13 protein-coding genes are annotated in these 19,686 nt (G+C 40.7%); 5 read left to right on the top strand and 8 right to left on the bottom strand.

The features are described from left to right. Nucleotides 1-75 precede the first annotated feature (75 nt). Both OCU56_RS13210 and OCU56_RS13205 read right to left on the bottom strand, forming a co-directional pair. Complete coding sequence (locus tag OCU56_RS13210) at nt 76-1,605, bottom strand: hypothetical protein (RefSeq protein WP_261875216.1); 1,530 nt, start codon at nt 1,603-1,605, stop codon at nt 76-78. Nucleotides 1,606-1,668: 63 nt separating this feature from the next. Continuing rightward, a complete protein-coding gene (locus tag OCU56_RS13205) occupies nt 1,669-2,418 on the bottom strand; it encodes an oligogalacturonate-specific porin KdgM family protein (RefSeq protein WP_261875215.1) in 750 nt (249 codons plus the stop codon). 1,078 nt (nt 2,419-3,496) lie between these two features. On the opposite strand from OCU56_RS13205, the gene OCU56_RS13200 reads away from it, so the two are divergent. The 3 genes from OCU56_RS13200 to OCU56_RS13190 all read left to right on the top strand — a co-directional run bounded on the left by OCU56_RS13200 (nt 3,497) and on the right by OCU56_RS13190 (nt 6,860). Beyond that, nucleotides 3,497-4,627, top strand: a complete 1,131-nt coding sequence (locus OCU56_RS13200; protein WP_261875214.1) for a polysaccharide lyase family 7 protein — start codon at nt 3,497-3,499, stop codon at nt 4,625-4,627. A gap of 387 nt (nt 4,628-5,014) precedes the next feature. Next, the gene (locus OCU56_RS13195) at nt 5,015-5,722 is read left to right on the top strand and encodes an oligogalacturonate-specific porin KdgM family protein (protein ID WP_261875213.1); all 708 of its coding nucleotides are present in this window, start codon (nt 5,015-5,017) and stop codon (nt 5,720-5,722) included. A gap of 457 nt (nt 5,723-6,179) precedes the next feature. Then, nucleotides 6,180-6,860 carry an oligogalacturonate-specific porin KdgM family protein gene (locus tag OCU56_RS13190; protein WP_261875212.1) on the top strand — a complete coding sequence of 227 codons (681 nt, stop codon included), beginning with the start codon at nt 6,180-6,182 and terminating at the stop codon, nt 6,858-6,860. Nucleotides 6,861-6,983: 123 nt separating this feature from the next. On the opposite strand, the gene OCU56_RS13185 is transcribed toward OCU56_RS13190, so the two are convergent. The 3 genes from OCU56_RS13185 to OCU56_RS13175 all read right to left on the bottom strand — a co-directional run bounded on the left by OCU56_RS13185 (nt 6,984) and on the right by OCU56_RS13175 (nt 10,469). Further along, nucleotides 6,984-7,691 carry a 3'-5' exonuclease gene (locus OCU56_RS13185; protein ID WP_261875211.1) on the bottom strand — a complete coding sequence of 236 codons (708 nt, stop codon included), beginning with the start codon at nt 7,689-7,691 and terminating at the stop codon, nt 6,984-6,986. A 3-nt stretch (nt 7,692-7,694) separates the two neighbouring features. After that, nucleotides 7,695-9,566 (bottom strand): DUF294 nucleotidyltransferase-like domain-containing protein, encoded by a 1,872-nt coding sequence (locus OCU56_RS13180; RefSeq protein ID WP_261875210.1) that lies wholly within the window; start codon nt 9,564-9,566, stop codon nt 7,695-7,697. 183 nt (nt 9,567-9,749) lie between these two features. Next, nucleotides 9,750-10,469 carry a FadR/GntR family transcriptional regulator gene (locus OCU56_RS13175; RefSeq protein ID WP_261875209.1) on the bottom strand — a complete coding sequence of 240 codons (720 nt, stop codon included), beginning with the start codon at nt 10,467-10,469 and terminating at the stop codon, nt 9,750-9,752. Between the two features lie 583 nt (nt 10,470-11,052). Between OCU56_RS13175 and OCU56_RS13170 the strand changes: the two genes are divergently transcribed. Together OCU56_RS13170 and OCU56_RS13165 are read left to right on the top strand one after the other, a co-directional pair. Continuing rightward, complete coding sequence (locus tag OCU56_RS13170) at nt 11,053-11,763, top strand: FadR/GntR family transcriptional regulator (RefSeq protein WP_261875208.1); 711 nt, start codon at nt 11,053-11,055, stop codon at nt 11,761-11,763. A 163-nt stretch (nt 11,764-11,926) separates the two neighbouring features. Continuing rightward, nucleotides 11,927-13,216 carry an MATE family efflux transporter gene (locus tag OCU56_RS13165; protein ID WP_261875604.1) on the top strand — a complete coding sequence of 430 codons (1,290 nt, stop codon included), beginning with the start codon at nt 11,927-11,929 and terminating at the stop codon, nt 13,214-13,216. Between the two features lie 75 nt (nt 13,217-13,291). Here OCU56_RS13165 and OCU56_RS13160 read toward each other — a convergent pair whose 3' ends face one another. From OCU56_RS13160 to OCU56_RS13150, 3 genes are all read right to left on the bottom strand, one after another. Then, a complete protein-coding gene (locus OCU56_RS13160; RefSeq protein WP_261875207.1) occupies nt 13,292-15,037 on the bottom strand; it encodes a sodium:solute symporter family transporter in 1,746 nt (581 codons plus the stop codon). Between the two features lie 288 nt (nt 15,038-15,325). Beyond that, nucleotides 15,326-17,464: a heparinase II/III domain-containing protein gene (locus OCU56_RS13155; RefSeq protein ID WP_261875206.1), complete on the bottom strand. Its 2,139-nt coding sequence runs from the start codon at nt 17,462-17,464 to the stop codon at nt 15,326-15,328. Next, entirely contained in the window at nt 17,464-19,620 is a 2,157-nt protein-coding gene (locus OCU56_RS13150) for a heparinase II/III-family protein (protein ID WP_261875205.1), read from the bottom strand. The genes OCU56_RS13155 and OCU56_RS13150 overlap by 1 nt, the downstream gene beginning before the upstream one ends. Nucleotides 19,621-19,686: the final 66 nt, after the last annotated feature.

Raw genomic sequence — 19,686 nt, 5'->3', positions numbered from 1 at the left:
AATTATTAATAAATTTATATGGACGCAAAAGGCCGGCAAAACTGCCGGCCATATATCTGTTAAATACTCAAAGAGTTAGAATAAATCAGATCTCAAATTATCGAAGTAAGCTGTGTTAGTAGCATTACTTGTGTCGCCTGTGTAAATAGTTAACTGTGTAGGAACATCTGCTGCAAGACCCGTTTTAGTCTGTGAAACATTAGTTGCTTCAGGTAGTGCTTTACCATTTAATGTGACACTAAATGTACCAGCGGCTGTCCATGATAAATTAATGGTGTACCATTGATCATTTGTAATATCTGCAATTTTTACGTCTTTATCACCAGCTTCATATTCTAGCTTATTACTAGTTTGTTTGAGCTCAATGTATCTTTTTGCGTTAGACTTATCAGTACCAACATTAATGTATGTGGATTTTTCATTTGTTGCTGGGAAATATGCATCAATGGAAATTGAACCACTTGTTCCATCAGATACAAATGGTAAAGCCACATAAGGTTTATCGCCAGTGCTTTTATCTGTCAACAATAATGAGTTAGAACCGCCGTTAGCTTTAGCGTTGGTCACTTTAGCTGATGCACCAGGGGCACTATCTTTTACATAAACTTTCCAATTACCACCAGGTTGGTCGCCATTGGCGTATGATTCAAAATCATCCGCCATCGCGCCCGCGCCTGAAGCAGCTACTGCAGGTTGAGCAGTTGTATTTGCTGGTTGGGCAGGTTGAGCTGGAGTATTCGCAGCAGGTTGACTGCTTGCCGTTGTACCAGTTTGGGTAACAACAACAGCTTCATTACTGTTACTGTTGTAAGGAAGTGCATTGAGTACAGTTCCCACAGGGTAATCATCAAAGCTATCACCAAACACAAGTTTAGCTGCATCACCTAAACCTTGATAAATATTAAAGTTATCTACAAATAACTCATCAGTTGTGGTTTTAGATTTATCACCTAACTTAACAGCAACAACAACTACTGGAGCCTGCTTAATAACTGAATCTATTAATTGTGAACCATCATATGAAACGCTCTTAGAATCATCTGTTTTATCATCAATTTTGAATGAATAAATGCCATTAGTCCATTCTACTGTCACTGATAAATCATGACCTACAATATAATTATCCAATGGATGCAGTTTCATATCGCCTACCTGACGATATTGAATAGCGGCTGGCTCACCGGCTTTACCACCAGCAAACACAATTTCACCAAACAAATCACTGTTATTTGCTTTAGCATCTGCAAATAGAGCGATATTCACACCGTTGCCACCTGATGTACCTTGATTAGCTACTTGTTTTAGGTCTACAGTAACCTTACCATCAGCAATGGAATCTACTGGGTTAGCAGCATGCTTGGTCGCTTCTGATAATTTAACGCGTAATTCACCTTTATCAGCTGTATCGGTATCAGTGATTTTAACTACGTTATTTGCAGCATTTGTCGCTGTATTTCCAGTTGCACCTGTTGTTCCAGTCGCAGCCGGAGTCGCATGAGTAACATGTGGTAAAGTACCATTTGTATGCTCTTTCACTTTCTCTGTAGAGTTACAAGCTGTTAATACAGCCATCGCTAGAGGTATCATCAAGAATTTAGTTTTCATAATATATCCACAATATTAATTTGATTAACTACAGAGCTTAATAAATAAGCTCTGTCACATTGATTAGAAGTTGTATTTAAGACCAACACGGGTACGTAGTTCGCGTTTATCATTTGAAGGACTAGAAGCTTGGATATTGCCAAGTTCAAAGTATGGTTGGAAATTCCAGCCTTGAGGGCGGTAATAAGCAAGTACGTTGTAATCCCATTCATAGTGAACATTTTGTCCACGTTTAGTACTACCCATAGCCCATGTATTATTAAAGAAGTCTTGAGCAAAGTTACTTTCAAGGTCGAAACCTAAACCAAATTTAAATTTGTAGGTTACGTTAGCAGTAAATTTAGAGCGGTTAACTGCTGTATATTTATCACCATCAATACCTGTCATGCTTGAACCTTCTGTGTAACGTCTAAATTCGTGACGGTAACGAAGTTTTGTCGTAATACCCATTGGGAATTTGTAACCTACACGAACTTGAGGTTTGTACACTACACTCGTTGGATTCAGTGTAAGATCGAAACCAGGTTGAATATATAAATGTTTAGTCAGTTTTGTTTTATGTTCAATAGTCAGTTCAGATGAAGTCATCGCAAGATTTTTAAAGGCACTTGGGTATTCACCATCAATTTTACTGCCACCAAATTTAACTTCTGAAGCAAATTTCCATGCTTGGACACTTGTACTAAGTTTAACGCGGTTCTGATGCTGTTGACGACCCGCTTTGTATTCATGTCGGTAGTCAATAGAAGAGGCTGATACAGTACCAGCGAAAAGTGTCGCTATCACTGCTAGGGCAATTTTATTCGTTTTCATCAAGAAGTACCTATCTTTATAACCGTATGGATATTTGAATTAATGTATGACAATTAGTTTATTGAAACATTTGGTTACAAACTGTGAACTGAGCACGCTTTTCCACTAAGACTGCATTGCGTTAGAAAAAGTGAGGATGAGATCTCAAAAAAGAGTATATATTTGGCATTTTTACTATTATTAAGCATAAAAAACCGCCTAAACGCCAACTTAGTAGCATATTAACAAGTTTAATGACTTTTTATTCAGGATGTAAACTGTATGAACCTTGTATACTATTAGCGCAAAAAAGAATCTTTCCTCCTATTTAAAATTCTTAACTGTATTGCATTTTATAGAGAAATCCGACCATTTAGTGTGCAACTCAATTCATAAGTAATACAATTAATCTCCCCTTAACTAATTATTAGCAATGAAAGTAGCCAGCATAGGAGATGTATCACCATGCACTTCATTTTTCATTTATCTTATGTTCCACCGTTTAGAGTCAACCATCGGTCCGTTAATGACATGATTCTTTGGATACGGTTTCATTCACTTTTTACTAGTAGATGAACTCTCCGTTTTTCTTCTATCTCTCTTTGTAGGTAGCATTATTTATGGCATAGTCATATTAGATATAATAAAAGAGAGACAGACACCCGATGTTTTTCAAGGTTGTTGTCTTTAATTTATTAAAGTTTTAAACACCTTTATATGCGCTTAATCTCTTAATGGTGATTTACAGCCAAATCACTATTAAGCTACTGATTTGCATATACCATCCAATTTATTTATAGGTTCAATTAGGCAAATTATTCTCTAAACAATAAGACTATTAAGTGTATCTCATTATTGTTTTTTACAATTTATTTAACTTTAATTCTGTAATCGCAACAAAAACAGGGTAATTGTCACATTTTGTTTGGGTTTTGATTTTCTTTTATAAATCAGAGGTTTATATAAATTATAATCATTACCATATAATTAATTCCCTACTAATCTCGAGAAGGATCACAAAACCTAATAGAGCAATTTTAAAAAAGTATGACAATATGATTAATATAGGGATAAAACTTACTCTTTAATATGGATTATTATGAAACCGAGCAAATTTAAATTAGTGCCCATTGTTTTGGGAATGATTCTAGCTGGCTGTAACAGTAGTTCGGGTTCTAGCCAAAATAACGAATCTCAAGTATCGCCCAAGGCTGAAGTAGTTACACAGCAACCTACTGCTGTTATTTCGCAACCGGCTGTAGTGACTCCACAACCGACAAAAGTTACTCCACAACCTGCTGTAGTTATTTCGCAACCTGAGGTAGTGACTCCACAACCTGCGGTAGTTACTCAACAACCAAGCGTACAAAACAATATTGAGTCTGGTAATAAAACTGCGTCTGATTGGAATCTCAACGAGTGGAAGCTTACGCTGCCTATCAGTGCTACGTATTTTAAAAATAATTATGGTGCTGGGGACGATTTACGTGAATCCAGTAGCGCTGCAGAGTTGAATCCTGCACGTTGCAGTAAGACCGCTGTTTTATCGGCAAATATCTCTTTACCCTACTTTGAAGTCGATGATGAAGGTCATCCGCACTTTATTGTTGATTTAGGTGATGACGGCATTTCTACTACCTCTAACAGTCACTATGCTCGTTCAGAGTTTCGTGAATTATACAATTATAAAACAGAGGATCCTTGCGATTCTTCTAAGCAAAACTGGAAAATTAGCGACCATGCGCATCACACATTATCCGCCACACTTAACATAAAACAATATCCCGATTCTTCTGTTACTAAGAAAGATCCAAAAGTTGTCGTTGGTCAGGTGCATGGTTATAAAATTAAGCAAGCCTTGGTCAAATTGATCTGGGAAGGAGAAAAGAAATCAATCCGCGCCGTGTTGAATCCCGAGTTTGTTCCTGGTGATAAATCCTGTGACTGTGACACCATGAGTATCAATTTAGGTAAAGCCAAAGCTAACACTAATTGGTCTTATTCAATAGATGTGAATGATCAAGGCATTACATTAAGTGCCGCTGGTGTGACTAAGTCCATCAAATGGGGGGAGGACTACGACGGTGATGTTCTTACCCGTGATTGGAACTCAGATAGTAACAGTTTTTACTTCAAAGCCGGTATCTACCCGCAAATCAAACCAAAATCTAGCTTACAAGGACAAGTTTTTCATGTGAGCTTCAGTAAAATTGCTGTGCTACACAATTAATTAGACAATCCATTTGTCGCAACACAAAAACGGCCTGTTTGGCCGTTTTTTTATGCCCTACCCTTTTCCTCCCTTTGTTCATACCATCGTAGTCAGTAACGGATCATTCTAGCTTGTTAAAATACTCGATAACTGCGTTAGAATTTTTGATTGTAGAATAACGACTTATGGAAAATTTCTGCCTTGTTTTTGAGCATTTTTCCTACGCTATTTCTGACCACTTAATTACTGTGATTGATATCACTAATAACCTTTAAGCATAAAATCAAGTCGATGACCGACAGTAAACATACTTTTCTTATGCCTGTTCATTAAAATCTCTATTATCATCATGCTCTTTTATTAATGTCATACCATAAGACCAAATAGTAAGGGCTACTTCCAGCAATGATTAAAAGTACACATATCGCCTTATTCACGCTCACCACATTATGTGCAACTGCCGCCTCAGCCGCATCTATTGATTATCGTCAAGAATACAAACACCAAGATAAAAAATACGCAAGTAGAGTAAAAATAGGCAGTAGCGTGGGCAACCATTTCTTTAGTCTAGAAGCAAAACAAACTGGTAAACCCATATCCGATTGGGAAGCGGCCGATAATGAATTTGTCTATGGTTATAATATCAAGATCAATAAGCATTGGCGCGTCACCCCTTCTATGCCCATTACCTTCGGTAGCGACCGTGTAACCTATAAACCTCAATTAAAAGTTCAGTATAAATTTGATTCAGGTTTGACGACTAAAGTGCGTTATCGCCATGAATTTAGAAAGTACACGGGGGCTAAATCGACCCAGGACTCTATTGATCGCTCTAAGTTTACAGGCAACATTGACTATAAAATTGGGGGTTTACAGCTTGGTTTTGAAGCCAACTATGCCCAAGACTTTTTCAATAATGACCAATGGTTTGGCGGAGATCACGCAAAAAGAAACAATGAGTGGGACTATAACTTCAAAATTGGATACAAAGGTTCAGGTTGGAATTGGCGACCGTATGTGGAATTGGGTAATGTACAATATAGCAAAGGTCCAAGCCCTAGAAACAGCAACCGTCAACTGCGTTCACGAGTTGGAATTAGCTATAGCTTTTAATGCGCAGGCTTAATTCTTTGTGATGTCATCTAGGCTGCAACTTCGTTTGTGGCCTAGTTTGTTCACTTGCCAACTCATTAGATACATTTCACCGCGTTATTCATCCCCCTTGTGTACCAAAGTACTTACAACAAACTGTGTACGTTCCACTGCACATCGTCTATTGTGACGGTGATCACTCAATCATTTTCTACAGTGATGATTAATTCATAAAAATAAGTAAATTCCTTTCGAATTAGTGCACATTACTAAGGGTTTAGTAATTTTTATGCGACCCATTTCATAAAATGATTAATGCTCTAAAATCAATAACTTAACAGGCAACATACCTAACCCAAAAAATCTAAACAGCTAAAACCGCCCTTTTTAGTGATTGCAGTCACATGCCAAAATAAAGCCAAGCCCTTAATATATTTGTCATACATTAACACCAACAATGACTCAAAAGGGTTATCAAATGAAAGCTTTAAACAAAGTCACTCTGGCTCTAATCACTACTGTCGTAGCCACATCCGCTACTGCAGCTTCATTTAATATTCGTCACGAATACAAAAGTCACACCGATCAACATTCTAGCCGTATTAAAATGGGCGATAGCATTGGTAACTTCTATTTTAGCGGTGAACTTAAGTTCAAAGGCGAAGATGGCGAGTTCATGAAAGATCTTAAAAACAATGGTTGGGAACTGGATCTCGGCTATCGTTATAAAATAGAGAACAGTAACTGGACAATTCAACCTGGTATGCCTATTGAAGGACGCAGTAGTGGCATGACTTATAAGCCACAATTACGCGCAACTTATGCTTTAGATAGTGTTGATGGACTAAGCCTAAGTGCTCGTTACCGTTATGACATAAAAACATACAGTGATGGTGACAGTAATCAATATCGCCACCGTATCACTGGTAACGTAAACTACTCTGTGGCGGCATGGAAGTTTGGTTTTGAAGCCAACTACTATAATGCAGATGGCTACGATATCTATGATAACTCTGAAGAAAACTATGAACTCAACCTAACGGCAGGTCGCAAGTTTGGTGATTGGTACCCTTATGTTGAATTTGGTGACGTGAGCACCAGTTCTCAAAGTGCTACTCGTGAACTTCGTAGCCGTGTAGGTCTAACATATAGCTTCTAACATTGGGCTTCTAGGCATGAACAATAGCGAGTACTCCCCGCTGTATGTGTGACCTTTAATGCCAAAGGGCCACGGTAATCATACCGTGGCCCTTTTTAATACATCTGCATCCATTCGTTCATACTAATTGCCGAGTTTGTATAAATAACCAAATTTAATATCGTGATTAGGCTCTAACCGCTTCACCTGCGCCATTAACAGCTCCGCTGTAGCAAGGGCATCACTAAGGGCGTTATGCCCATTATATTCTGGCAATTTGTACCGTGCGCGTGTTGCAGAGAGCGTTAAATCAAAATCCTCTACATCATTACGCGCCTTAGCCATTTTCTTTTCTAAACATAAGGTATCAAGCCATATTAACGGCAAGTCACGCACATGATAGTTAGTACTAAGATACTGATTAATGAAATTAGTTTCTACTACGCACCCGTGGGCAACAATCACCTTACCTAAAGCCGCATCATAAAATGATCTCATGGCATCATGTATAGATACACCAGTATCTAACATCTGTGGTGTGATGTGGTTAATGATGGCGGTCTCCGGCTTCACTTGAGACTCTTGGTTAATATAATAATGACACGCTGTGGTGAGATCTATTTTTCGATTAGATAAAACCACCCAACCTATAGATAATATTAGGTCGTTTCGGCTATCTAAGCCGGTCGTCTCAAGATCTAGAATAATGTAATCCAGATCATTATACAGCGTCGTTATCTCTGGTGTCGGACTCTTTAACAGCCGTTTAAATAAATTAGGTAACGTCTTCCCTTCAACCAAGGATTTACGTTGGCGCTTTGTATGTTCTAATGGATGAAAATATTTAAACATAAATTATCGAGTCCCAAATCTCACCTTAGCGGCCTCTTGTAAATCGGCAATAATCCTAAAGGCATCTTTAAGATGTCCACGTTCAAAACTACCAAAGCTATTAGGATCAATATGGTTATTTGGCTCTTCGCCATTTTTCAATGCTGTGAGCTGATGGTTAAAGCGGAATGATAGGATAAACTCATACGCTCCTAGAATGTTCTTATAGGCATCTTCTGATAAAAAGCCTTTTTCATAGGCCATTTGAAAGCGCTTATCTGTAGCAGAATGGTCACTTTCCACCGCTAGACCATAGATACGAGCTAAATCAATAATCAAGTTGATGGCGTATTTTTTCACATTCAGAGTTTTCTTATTTTCCCCTGATTTTTCTAAAACTAAGCTGTTGAAAATGCCTAAAGGTGGGCTAGTGTTAACTGCATCGCTCGTTAACATTAACAAAAATTCACGACTATTACGGATATTTTGATGCAGTTCATCTCGTAATATTTTCTCATAATCCCCATTACCATAGATAGAACGGATCTCAAGAAAAACACTGATATTAAGCAAACGTTCATATTCTGGATTAGCCACCCATTTTTTATAGTAATGTTTCCAAGTGCTAATGGGCTGGCACCATTTCGGGTTAGCCGCCATATAGTTACCAGGACAAAGCGGGTAACTGCAGCTGTCTAAAGCATGGCTGACTAAGCTGGCAAGATGCTTAAAGTATATTTTGTCGTTTTCAGTGGCATCGTCGGTTAGTACTATTGCACTGTCTTGGTCCGACAACATATGTACTTCATTGCGTGCGTGAGATCCCGCAACAATCCAAGCAAATTCACAGGGTGGTGGACCCAGTTTATCTATAGAAATTTGAATGATACGACGAGTATAGGCATCCATAATCATCGTCATCACTTGACCTATCACCTCTGGGGAAACCTTACCTTCCACTAAGGCTTCAAAAATAGCCTGACGTTCAGAGGTAAAACTCGCCAATGAATGCACACTGGTGGCGTATTTAATTTTCTCAATCAAGAAAATAGCCTGAACACGGTGGTTTTGTACCAAGTGTGACGTAGTCAGTAGACCGATGACTTTATTATCCTCAACAATAGGTAAGTTTCTGATATTAAACTGCATCATCACAGAGGCAGCGTGCAATACCAGATCATCGGGGGCGATGGTTAATGGAGAGAAAGTCATCACAGTTGAGATTGGCTGATCAATTGAGGCGCCGAGGGCAATAACTCGCTTGGTCATGTCTCTATCGGTAATTAGGCCAACAATTTTATCGTTTTCATAAATAACCGCACACGAGGTTCGCTTCACAATCCGCATCTCATGGGCCACTTCTTGAATGGTTTGATGCGCCTCACAAACCGCTACACGGCCACTCGCCACTTCACTCACCCGTTTGATAAAGAGCCCTTTCTCTTTATCAGACCACACAACATCTAATGCCGATTTAAGGCGAACCTGAGCTTGAGATGCAAAATGCTCAGCGCTTTCCGGTGAAGATTTAAACAACTGCTGTAAGGCAGAGTGCGGAATGAGATACAGTAAGGTGTGCTCGATGGCAATGGCCTTGTATCCTTTGTCATTGTCACTATCCACACTGGAATCTAAAAACGTAAAGCCAAATAAATCTTCAGCGCCTAATCGAGCTCTTAACACTCCATCCGCCTTACGTTGCTCCATAGAACCTGTACGCACAATATAAAGGTACTTTTCTGTGCCTTCGGTACAAAGATCGACCCCTTCACCTTTGCTTAAATAGGTAATTTGAACACTAGACGCCAGTTCACGCAGTGCAGACTTTGGTATTTTATCAAAAGGGTCAATTTGACTGATAAATTGAATGATATTCGGTAATAAAGATTCAGGCATAGTAGGTCTCGTAAACGATAATTTAAGGCATCCCAACCATTTAATATTATTATATCGCCAATTTTTTAATTAGTAAGAAAAATGTAATCAATGTAACCATGATTCCCCCCTTTCATCTATCAAAATAGATATAAAAAAAGCATGCTAATGCATGCTTTTTCAAAATGATGGATATTTACTGGTTTAGTTTGCCAACGGCAAGCGATGTTTTGCTTCTTGAAGATGATCGGCAGACGCTTGACGTGCTTTATCACTATTGCCTGCCATAATGGCATCATAAATCTCACGGTGCTCGTTAATGCAAGTGCTGCCCTCTTCTGATGAGTGGACAATAAAGTTGACAAACATTGTGGTCAAAATATTACCAAATGGTAGATAAAAATCGTTGCCAGTAGAATTAAAAATCAAGCTATGGAAACGCATATCCACATCCGTCCAACGTTCAATATTCAACTCAGATTCAGCGGCCACTTCCACCATTTCTTGGAAGGTTTCTGATAATTCAATGCGTTGTTCGGCGGTCGCAAATTGAGCAGCTAAAGCACACGCTTCGGGTTCGATGGCGCGGCGTAATCCCAAAAACTGAAAGCAAAACTGATCGATATCAGCCAGTCCATCCATCCATTCAATTAATTGAGGATCTAAGAAGTTCCAGTACGCACGGTCTACAACTTTTGTCCCTACTTTAGGTCGAGATGCTAACAACCCTTTAGATGTCAATAGCTTAACTGCTTCGCGAAGTGCCGTTCGGCTAATACCGAATTGCTCACAAAGCGTCATCTCACCAGGAAGTATCGACCCCTGAGCCAACTCCCCTGAAAGAATCCCCCGTGCAATTTCACGAGCGACCTGTACATGCAAACTTCGTTTGGAGCCTGCGATTGAATTAAATGAACCAGCCATAAGTTTTATTTTCTTTTAATAATGTATTATCTAAGGAGAAATATATCATTTTAAAATGATTGCGCCACAGACCTACCCCGTAAACGTGATGTATCCCCTCCTTATTAGGTATTTCTTGCAGGCATAAAACGCAAACACACCGTTAACATACACGCAACATCCAACATCAACCCACCAACATAATTATAGTAGTAGAAATCTCTACTTACCTTTTTCGTGACTAACGTCTTAATTTTGACTTGTAATCTGGCAAATGTTTCCAATTTAGTTAATGATGTAAAATCTTATTGTATTATTTATGGCGTAGTGAAAATCCAACTGGATTTTTAAGTGTTGTTGGCCTACGGCTTATTGAAACTTGAGCTTATTGAAACTTGGCGTACTTAGCCGGTTAACTTATTTCTTACAAATAAGCCTCAATGAATATAGGTTTGCTACTTAAACCCGTACTCATCTTTTGATTTGATTGCCAACACTGACTTACTGCGATTTTATACAAGGTAGTTATGCCTTTTTGATACTAAATATTCGTGACCTTTGTTGACAGTGAAAACTGGCTTGTTGCAAAAATCAGGTGGTAAAAATGTCGCTTTTTGCGTTAGTGGAAAATTCAGACCGTCGAATTCATGTTCAGGTCGCTAGGCAGATAGCGCGTAAAATTCTATCTGGTGAGTTAAAAGAAAATCAAAAAATACCCTGCGAAACAGAACTTTGTGAAGCCTTCGGTGTGAGCCGTACCGCATTACGTGAATCCACAAAGTTACTTTCTGCTAAAGGACTCATTGAGTCAAAACCAAAAGTAGGCACGCGTATTTGTCCTCGACGTGAGTGGCACTTCCTTGATCCTCAATTTTTAGATTGGATCCAAGATCTAGATGAGATCAATCCGTTTTTAGCGCAATTTTTAGGGTTAAGAAAGGCCATTGAACCAGAAGCATGCGCTTTAGCTGCGGTTCATGCCACCGCCGAACAGCGTAAAGATTTGTCTAAATACTTTCAACTTATGACCATTGCAGCCAATGAGTTTGATTATGAAAGCTGGGCTATCAACGACCACTTATTCCATCAAACTATATTTTTGGCTACAGGCAATCAGTTTTACGTGCCATTTAGCAATATTTTGTCCACTATGTTCAAACAATTTATTGACCATTCAGCGGTGGGTGGGCGTTTCTGTTTAGAAGAGCATAAAGCCATTTATGATGGCATTATGTCTGGTAATGAGGCGGGGGCTCGAATTGCATCTAAGTCTCTGCTTGATGATGAAAATCAAGCGCTTGCAAAAGCGTCTTAATTTTAAAGTACGATTTACTCACCCAAGCCTATTAATTTAGAACGAATCAAATATAATTTGCTTCGTTCTTTTTTTGCGACAACTAGGTACTCAAGTGGTAGCCCCCTCTTACATTAAAAAAAATATCTCCATCGCTTGGCCATTAGCATTAAATGCACTGCTTATGCAGTCAATGTTAATGATCGACACTTTCTTAGTCTCTCCTCTTGGTGAAATTTCTTTGGCGGCAATGGGGATTGCTAGCACAATTGTGGCCTTTATCATTGGCATTCAAATGGCCCTAGCCAATGGAACACAGCTAGTGCTCAGCCGTGCTGTCGGCTCTGGAGTAAAGGCTTCTCTAGCTAAAGGGTTTTGGTCAGGTATGATCATTAACTTCTCAGTAGCGGCCTTATTTCTCATATTGTTGCAGGTGTTTGACCATCAACTTATCACTATGCTCGCTCATGATGACTCTCTTTATCATGAGATAAATCAGTATCTCAGCGTATCTCAATACTTAGTGTTATTTAATGCTGTTACTCAGGTCATCATTTCATTATTTAATAGCCTTGGACGCACCAAAACACCGTTCAAAGGCTATCTTATCGAAATGCCCATTAATGCTGTCACTTCCTATTTTTTGATTAATGGATTTGCCAGTTTTTCTGGCATGGGTTTAAAAGGAGCGGCCACAGGTACGCTGTTCGCTATCACGATCCGCATGATCTATCTTTTACTGTGCGTGCATTTCTCTGACGATATCGAACTTCCCTTTAAAAAGCACCTTCAGGGGCTCAGTATCAGCATTAAGAATCACTTTATTGAGGTGTTTCCTATTGCCGCCAATATGACCATTTTATCTATTGGTGCCACCATTTACCAACTGCTCTATTCGCAACTTAATATCAATGCCTATGTGGCTATTACACTTATCATGCCTTGGATTCGCTCTGGGACACAATTTATCACCGCTTGGGCGCTATCATCGGCTATCTCTATAAGCCAAGCCATTGGTTCTAACAAAATGGATGATCTGGTGAGCAATGTGGATACCAGTATCAGAATTGCGGTAGGTATCTCTATTATTTGTTCTGTATTCTTTTTTGCTTTAAGTTTCGCCATTGAGCATATTTACCCTGACCTAGATCCTGAAACCTACTTAGCATTGGCCACCATAGCGCCTCTGTACATATTTCTGCCGATTGTGCGTGGTTATAACACGGTGCACGGGCATGTGCTTAGAGCTCTTGGCAAAACGGCCGCCGTGTTTAAAATTAACTTTACCGGACAATGGCTTATTTCCATTCCTTTGTGCGCTATTATCATTATGTCGTTAGGAGGGTCCGTTTTTTGGGCGTTTGCTATTCAACCTATAGAAGAGATTGTGAAGGCATTTCCTTTCCGCCATTTAGCAAGAAAGTCTCTCAAAGAGTTTAATGCAGAAAAAGCCAAAAAGTTGATGTACGATTGATTATTAATCCGCAATTTGACACAACATTTTGCAAGCGCCATCGTTAAGGCGCTTGCAAACCTTTCTTCACATTATCTATGAGCTTGCTAAAGCGCAGGGGTTACGGCTTCTGTATAAATGGCAACCAGCAATAAAAATCACCGAGCCAATCATCATAAATACACTCTTATCAGCCCAACTATCAAAAGCCAAACTTAACCCGACGATCACAACACCGAGTCCTTGACTCATTCGGCCTAAATATTGGCCTTGTCGACCATCCACTTTTGCTTGTTCATCCTTATCAATGGTTTTTGTCAAATTACTCAGCATTTGATTAAACTCTGTGGCGCGCTGGCCTGTGCGCGGTTTATAAAACAACTGTGTACTAATAAAGAAGCCACCGGTGATCACTACTTGCGCAATTAACGCACACACCACCGTAAGATCCACATATTCTCTATGGGTAAATGCTTCAGCACTAAATAAAGGCAACAGCCAATTAACCTCAAACACAAAATGCATAAACGCCGATACCAATAAACCCACCACAATACTGGACCATCCTGACCAGTCAGGGGTTCTTAGTACCACTAAAGCCAATAAGGAAGGAATAGACAGAGGCATTTGTAACAGCGCACCAAACAACATCATAAGATCAAAGAAGCTGTATTCCCGAACGGAAGCAAACAGCAAGGCTGCCACAACAGAGAGCAGTCCCGAGACGAATGTGGCTATCTTGCCCATGGTCATTTGCTGGCACTCTGATGCGTGTGGATTAATCACCCCTTGATAGACATTCCGCACAAAAATGCCTGCATTGCGATTTAGTGCGGTGGTCATGGGGGCAACGGTAGCCGCTATCATAGCCGCCATTACCAAGCCAAGAATGCCTTTTGGCATAAAGTACTCGATATAGTAGAGGTAGGCAGCGTTGTTGGCATTGGCCCCTAAATTGGGGTAGACACTGTGTAAATTAACCTCTAATCCCGCAGTCACCCATGGCGGTATAAACCACATCACAGGACCTACGATAAATAACGCCCCAGCCACCCAAGCGGCCTTTTTCGCTTCCTTTTCATTGCTGGTGACTAAAAAGCGATAACAGGTAAGCGCATTGTTGGTGTTGATGGTTTGTTTGCCCATAATAATGAACACCCAAAGCACGCTAATTTGCCAATATTGAATGTCCGAACCTAATACAAAATCCCTGGGATAATTGGCCACCATTTGTGTTGGGCCACCCGTCGTGTACAACGCAAATGCACCTACGGTCATGGTAATAGACACCAATAAAATTAATTGAATCACGTTGGTAGCGGAGACAGTCCAAGCCCCGCCACTAATGGCAACGAAAGTCACTAAGGTGCCGACAATGACAATAGTGACATACAAATCAATATCAAATACCGCCGCCACAAAAATCGCTAATCCATTGAGCCATATTGCAGCTGAAATAATGCCTAAGGGAAAACTGAGCCAAGTATAAAACTGCTCTGAAACTTGGCCAAATCGCAGCTTTATCACTTCCATTGGCGTATCAACTCGTAACTTGCGATAGCGCTCGGCAAAGTACAAAGCGGCCACAAAAAAGCCTAAAGCATTCCCCCAAAACAGCATTAACACCGTTAATCCGTCTTCATAAGCTTTTGCGGCCGCCCCTGTAAATGTCCATGCAGAAAACTGTGTCATAAACGCCGTGGCTCCAGCCATCCACCACATCATGGCTCCCCCTCCACGGATGTATCCAGAAGAGGTGTTAGCAAACCGTTTAAACACTACGGCAGCAAAGATAATAAACGCGAAATAACCCACTATTATGTAAAAATCTAACTGTTCCATTCCTTTCCTAACTGGCTGCTGAATATATTTCCATGGCATACATAAATGAAATGCCGGTCCATATTTTAACAAGACAGCGATAGGTGTTTTGATGCACAGCACTAAATAACCGCTTTCACCTCTAGAGTCCGTTTGAGTAAGATGCAACAAAACATATCGATTCGCGGAGAGTTATTCCTATATGTAAGAGAGCATAAATGGCGCAAAAAAAAACGGACGTGAGGTAAATACCTACGTCCGTTTATTTCAGAGCTTAAATTAGCGGTTAATTACTTATAACCTGACCAATTACAGTTTGGCAAAAGACCCTTGCCAAGTAAACTCACCCACAGTGTGTTGACCTTGCTGAGCGTCTTCAGCTAGGTTAGAAATAGCAAAGTGGTATGTATTTCCTGAGGTTGTTTTAATGCAAACCACAGTCCCCACTTCGTTATTTTCTACCACAGTAACTGACTCAACTAAACCACGAGCGTTGACGGATTGCTCAAACTCTTCGTTAAAGTAGCCATGAGTCTCAAGAACAGAAGCAAAGACATGGTCTTTACCAGATTGACGCATGATCATTGCAGGCTCACTGCGTAAGTTGAAGTCCGGATCATTTGCGCCAAGACGGGCAAAGATCACTTCACTGTCAGCGCTAGCACTGGTGATGAGTGAGTAATAGCTATTATTCACAAGCCAGCTCACTAAAGCGCTACCCGCAACTTTACCTGAACCTAAGTTCCAAAGGTGTTGGTAACCGTCAGATTCACCTACAGGTTTCAATGTCGCTTCAGTTTGATATTCAAAGTCAGTGCGAATGATTTGACCTGTGTAATGAACAGGAAGATCGTATTGATGCTCTTGTTCTGATTGAATACGGTATACGTCAATAACCAACGGTTTTTCGAACTCTTCAATATCAGCAAGTAGAATACTACGTTGCATATCAACGCCTTCGTAGTAACCAGAAATGCGACCACTCATGCCTTGTAGGTTAGCATTGTCGATGTTGAAGAAATGTTTTTCACCAAACTTAGACTCAGCCAGTGCTGTGTTGAAGTTGTTCTGTGTTTTCTGATCAACCGTTACTGTGTTGTGGGCAACAGTTTGCTTACAGTACGATTTGTTTTCAGGGATATAACGACCGCCAAATTTAGGCTCAACGTTTACCCAGCGACCGTAACCGTAGTCATGTAATACTTCAATGCCGCGGTTGAACACACTTAAATGAAGACCGTCGTAGTGACCGTGATCAAGAGCGGCGTGATATTGGTGATCAGAACCGTGCTGACCAAACCAAATTAACGCCATAGTGTCGTCATCTTGTGAATCACGGTGACGTAGGATACCTAGGCCGCCTTTTTCACCTTTAGGACCGTCTGTGATGTACAGGCTACCCCAGTTAAATGGTTTGATTTCGTCTGCAGCTTCAACCGCATTGGAAAGGGTAAGACCTGCAGAGTGTACCCAAACATTTTGTTGGTGGTTAGCCATCGCAAGTAAGGTTTCAGATTGCTCGTAACGTTGGAAACAGACGCTGGTCGCCATCACTACGCCTTCATCATTGATAGAAATCGTTTTTGATGAATCGTTACATGCAGGAAGAGAACCGTCAGGGAATGCGGTTTTGAATACGGCATAAGACGTTGTCTTAATCACTGAATCGTTGAATTGGTAAATACCTAATTCAGGTTGACGACGTTCAATAGATTCTGCAAACAGGTAAATTGGACGTAGAGAGAAACGGTGGTAGTAAGGACCTTCCATGTAGTAGCCGTCTGGCGAGAACAGTTGGTCAAGTTGCGCAAGGAAACCGCCACTCACTTTGTCTAATTTAAGACCATACAGTGCTTTATCTACAGATTCCTGATCATTGATTGCGTAACCACAAATACCTACGGCTGCAACAGCCCAAAGACCATGGTTGTGCACGATGTCAAAATCGTGACCGTAAGTGACAACAAACAAATCAATCATTAACTTGAATAAGTCATTTTCGATCAGTGTTTTTTGCTCATCAGATAACGTGTGGAAAACGCACGAGTATGCGCATGATGCGTACAGCATCCACATGTTTTCATTCAGAGTTTGATGGAAAATTTTACCCGGAGGGTTAGTGTCTTTACTCACATTGCTTTCTAGACCAGGGTACACTTTTGCGTACGCTGTTAGCATATCAACAATGTAGTCACGGTATTTTTCATCTTCAGTGATCAAGAACAAACGACCGGCAATATCCATATGGATATAGTTTTGTTTGTGACGGTTGTGCTCATAGCCACCACCTTCACCGTGTCCTGGTACTTCGATACCTACTTCTGCCATGTACGCATCAGTTTGCTTGATGTCACGAGTCAGTGCTTTACCTAGTAGGCTATCCTGGCCAAGTTCTTTACGGAGTTCAGCCGCTTCTTCAAAATTAAGCAGCAATGGTTGATAGCTCATTAAATAATCTCCTGAGATTGAGTGTTTACTTTCACTGAATAGTAACCTGTCCAATTGAAAGTCTGTTCATTAATTGTAAGTTCGTTCACAGTATTTTCAGTCACATGTGCCTGGTTAGACACCAGTAGAGTCACCACTGAACGTTGAGTCGTGATCTCAACAGCAGACCCCACTTCATTATGACCAATAACTCGAATATTCGACACCTGACCACGTGCGTTGACAGATTGCTCAAATTCTTCGTTAAAGTAACCATGGGTTTCTAACACGGATGCGAAAAGTGTGCTTTCACCATGGCTACGCAACATAAACGCAGGTTCACTGCGTAGGTTAAAGCTTGGATCGTTAGCACCAGAGCGGGTGAAAATCACTTCACCATTATTGTTGGAACTGGTACCTAGCCATGTATTATAGCTATTATCTTGTAACCAACTGACTAAAGCGGTGTCATTGGCTTGGCCTGCGGCCATTTTCCATAGGTGCTGATAACCGGCATCATCACCTAGTGTGTTCACTTCTTTAAATGTTTCGTATGCAAAGTTTGTACGAATGATCTGACCACTATACTGGTGAGAATAATCGTATTGGTGCTCGCCCTCACCCTCTAAACGGTAAAGATCGATTAACAGAGGTGCTTCTAGTTCGTCTAAATTGAGCAAAAACACGCTACGTTGCATGGCAAAACCATCATAGTGGTGATTAGCAAACGCACTCATTCCCTTAATGTTTTCATCATCAACTTGGAAAAAATGTGGCAAACCATGTACGGAATCGGCACGTTCCACATCAAAGTAGTTTTGACACGTTTGATCAATAGTCACGCTGTTATGCGCTACCGTTTGACGAGCATATGAAGGGTTTTCGGGTAAGTAGCGTCCGCCAAATTTTGGTTCGACATTCACCCAGCGACCAAAACCATACTCACGTAGCACTTCATGACCGCGGTTAAATAAAGTAATGCCTAACGTATCAAAATGGCCATGTCCCATACCGTGCATACCGTAATTCATCACCAATTGTGATACATCACCGCTTTTATCTTGCATGCGCACAAAACCTTGAGCACCTTGGTCACCATTTGGACCTTCACTCAACTCCATGCTTGGCCAATAAGGTAAACCAATTTCACGCTCAGAGGCGGCTTTTTCATAGGCACGAGACACTTGTAGTCCACACGGGTGCATCCACACCCCACCTTGAATTTTAGCCATACCCAAAATGTTGTCATCCAGTGCGTAGTGGGCCCCATAAATGCTCACGGCAACTTGGACACCCGCGTCTGCAATGCTCATGCTTTGCGATGCATCATTCATAGCAGGGAAAACGCCGTTTGGATACGCAGTGGCCAGTAATGCTTGAACCGTATTGCCTACCACTCCTTGTTTGTAGTTGTAGATATCAACGGCAGGCATATGACGATGGATGATCTCAGCCAGTAAAACTAAAGGTCGAATCGTAAAGCGTGAGTAATAAGGACCTTCTAAATAGTAGCCTGATGGCGCAAACAAGTTCGATACTTGATCGAGGAATCCACTGCATTCAGCGCGATTTTTACCATAAACGGCCATGTCTAAGTATTCAGGCTTACCGATAGCGACGGCGCAAGCACCGACTGCAGCCACCGCCCAAACACCGTGATTGTGAATGTGGTCGAAACGATGTGCGTATTTCTCTGTGCTCATTTCAATCATTGGCATAAAGACACGGTCAATAATGCGCTGACGTTGTGCTTCTGTCATTTGTGATGAAACACAAGAATAAGCAATACTGGTAAAGAGTAACCAGCCGTGCTCATTAAGAATTTGGTGGAAAATACGCCCCGTCGGGTTGGTGTTTTTTTGTACTTGGAATCCCAATTCCAAATATTTATCCGCATACTCTTCAAGCAAGGCGATGACAAAATCGGCGTATTTTTGCTCTTGCGTAATAACAAATAGACGGCCAGCCAAGTTCATATAGGTATAGTTATCTTTATGACGGTTGTGTTCATAACTACCACCATCACCATGACCTGGAACTTCCAGAGGCAAGCTCATGAACGCATCTGTTACTGCAATGTTTTTAGCAATCGCTTGACCCATAAGGGTTTCGCGGCCTACTTCTTGACGAAGTTGTACGATTTCGTCAGGGGTAAATAATATCGGTTGTGTGGTCATTTGCCTTGATCCCTCAGCTTGCGAGAATAATTAGAAATTCCGATAAAATAATACAATATTAACTAT

It is taken from the genome of Vibrio rarus (assembly GCF_024347075.1).
GTDB lineage: Bacteria > Pseudomonadota > Gammaproteobacteria > Enterobacterales > Vibrionaceae > Vibrio > Vibrio rarus.
The sequence above is the reverse complement of the archived record's forward strand: the minus strand, read 5'-3'. Positions and strand labels throughout refer to the sequence as shown.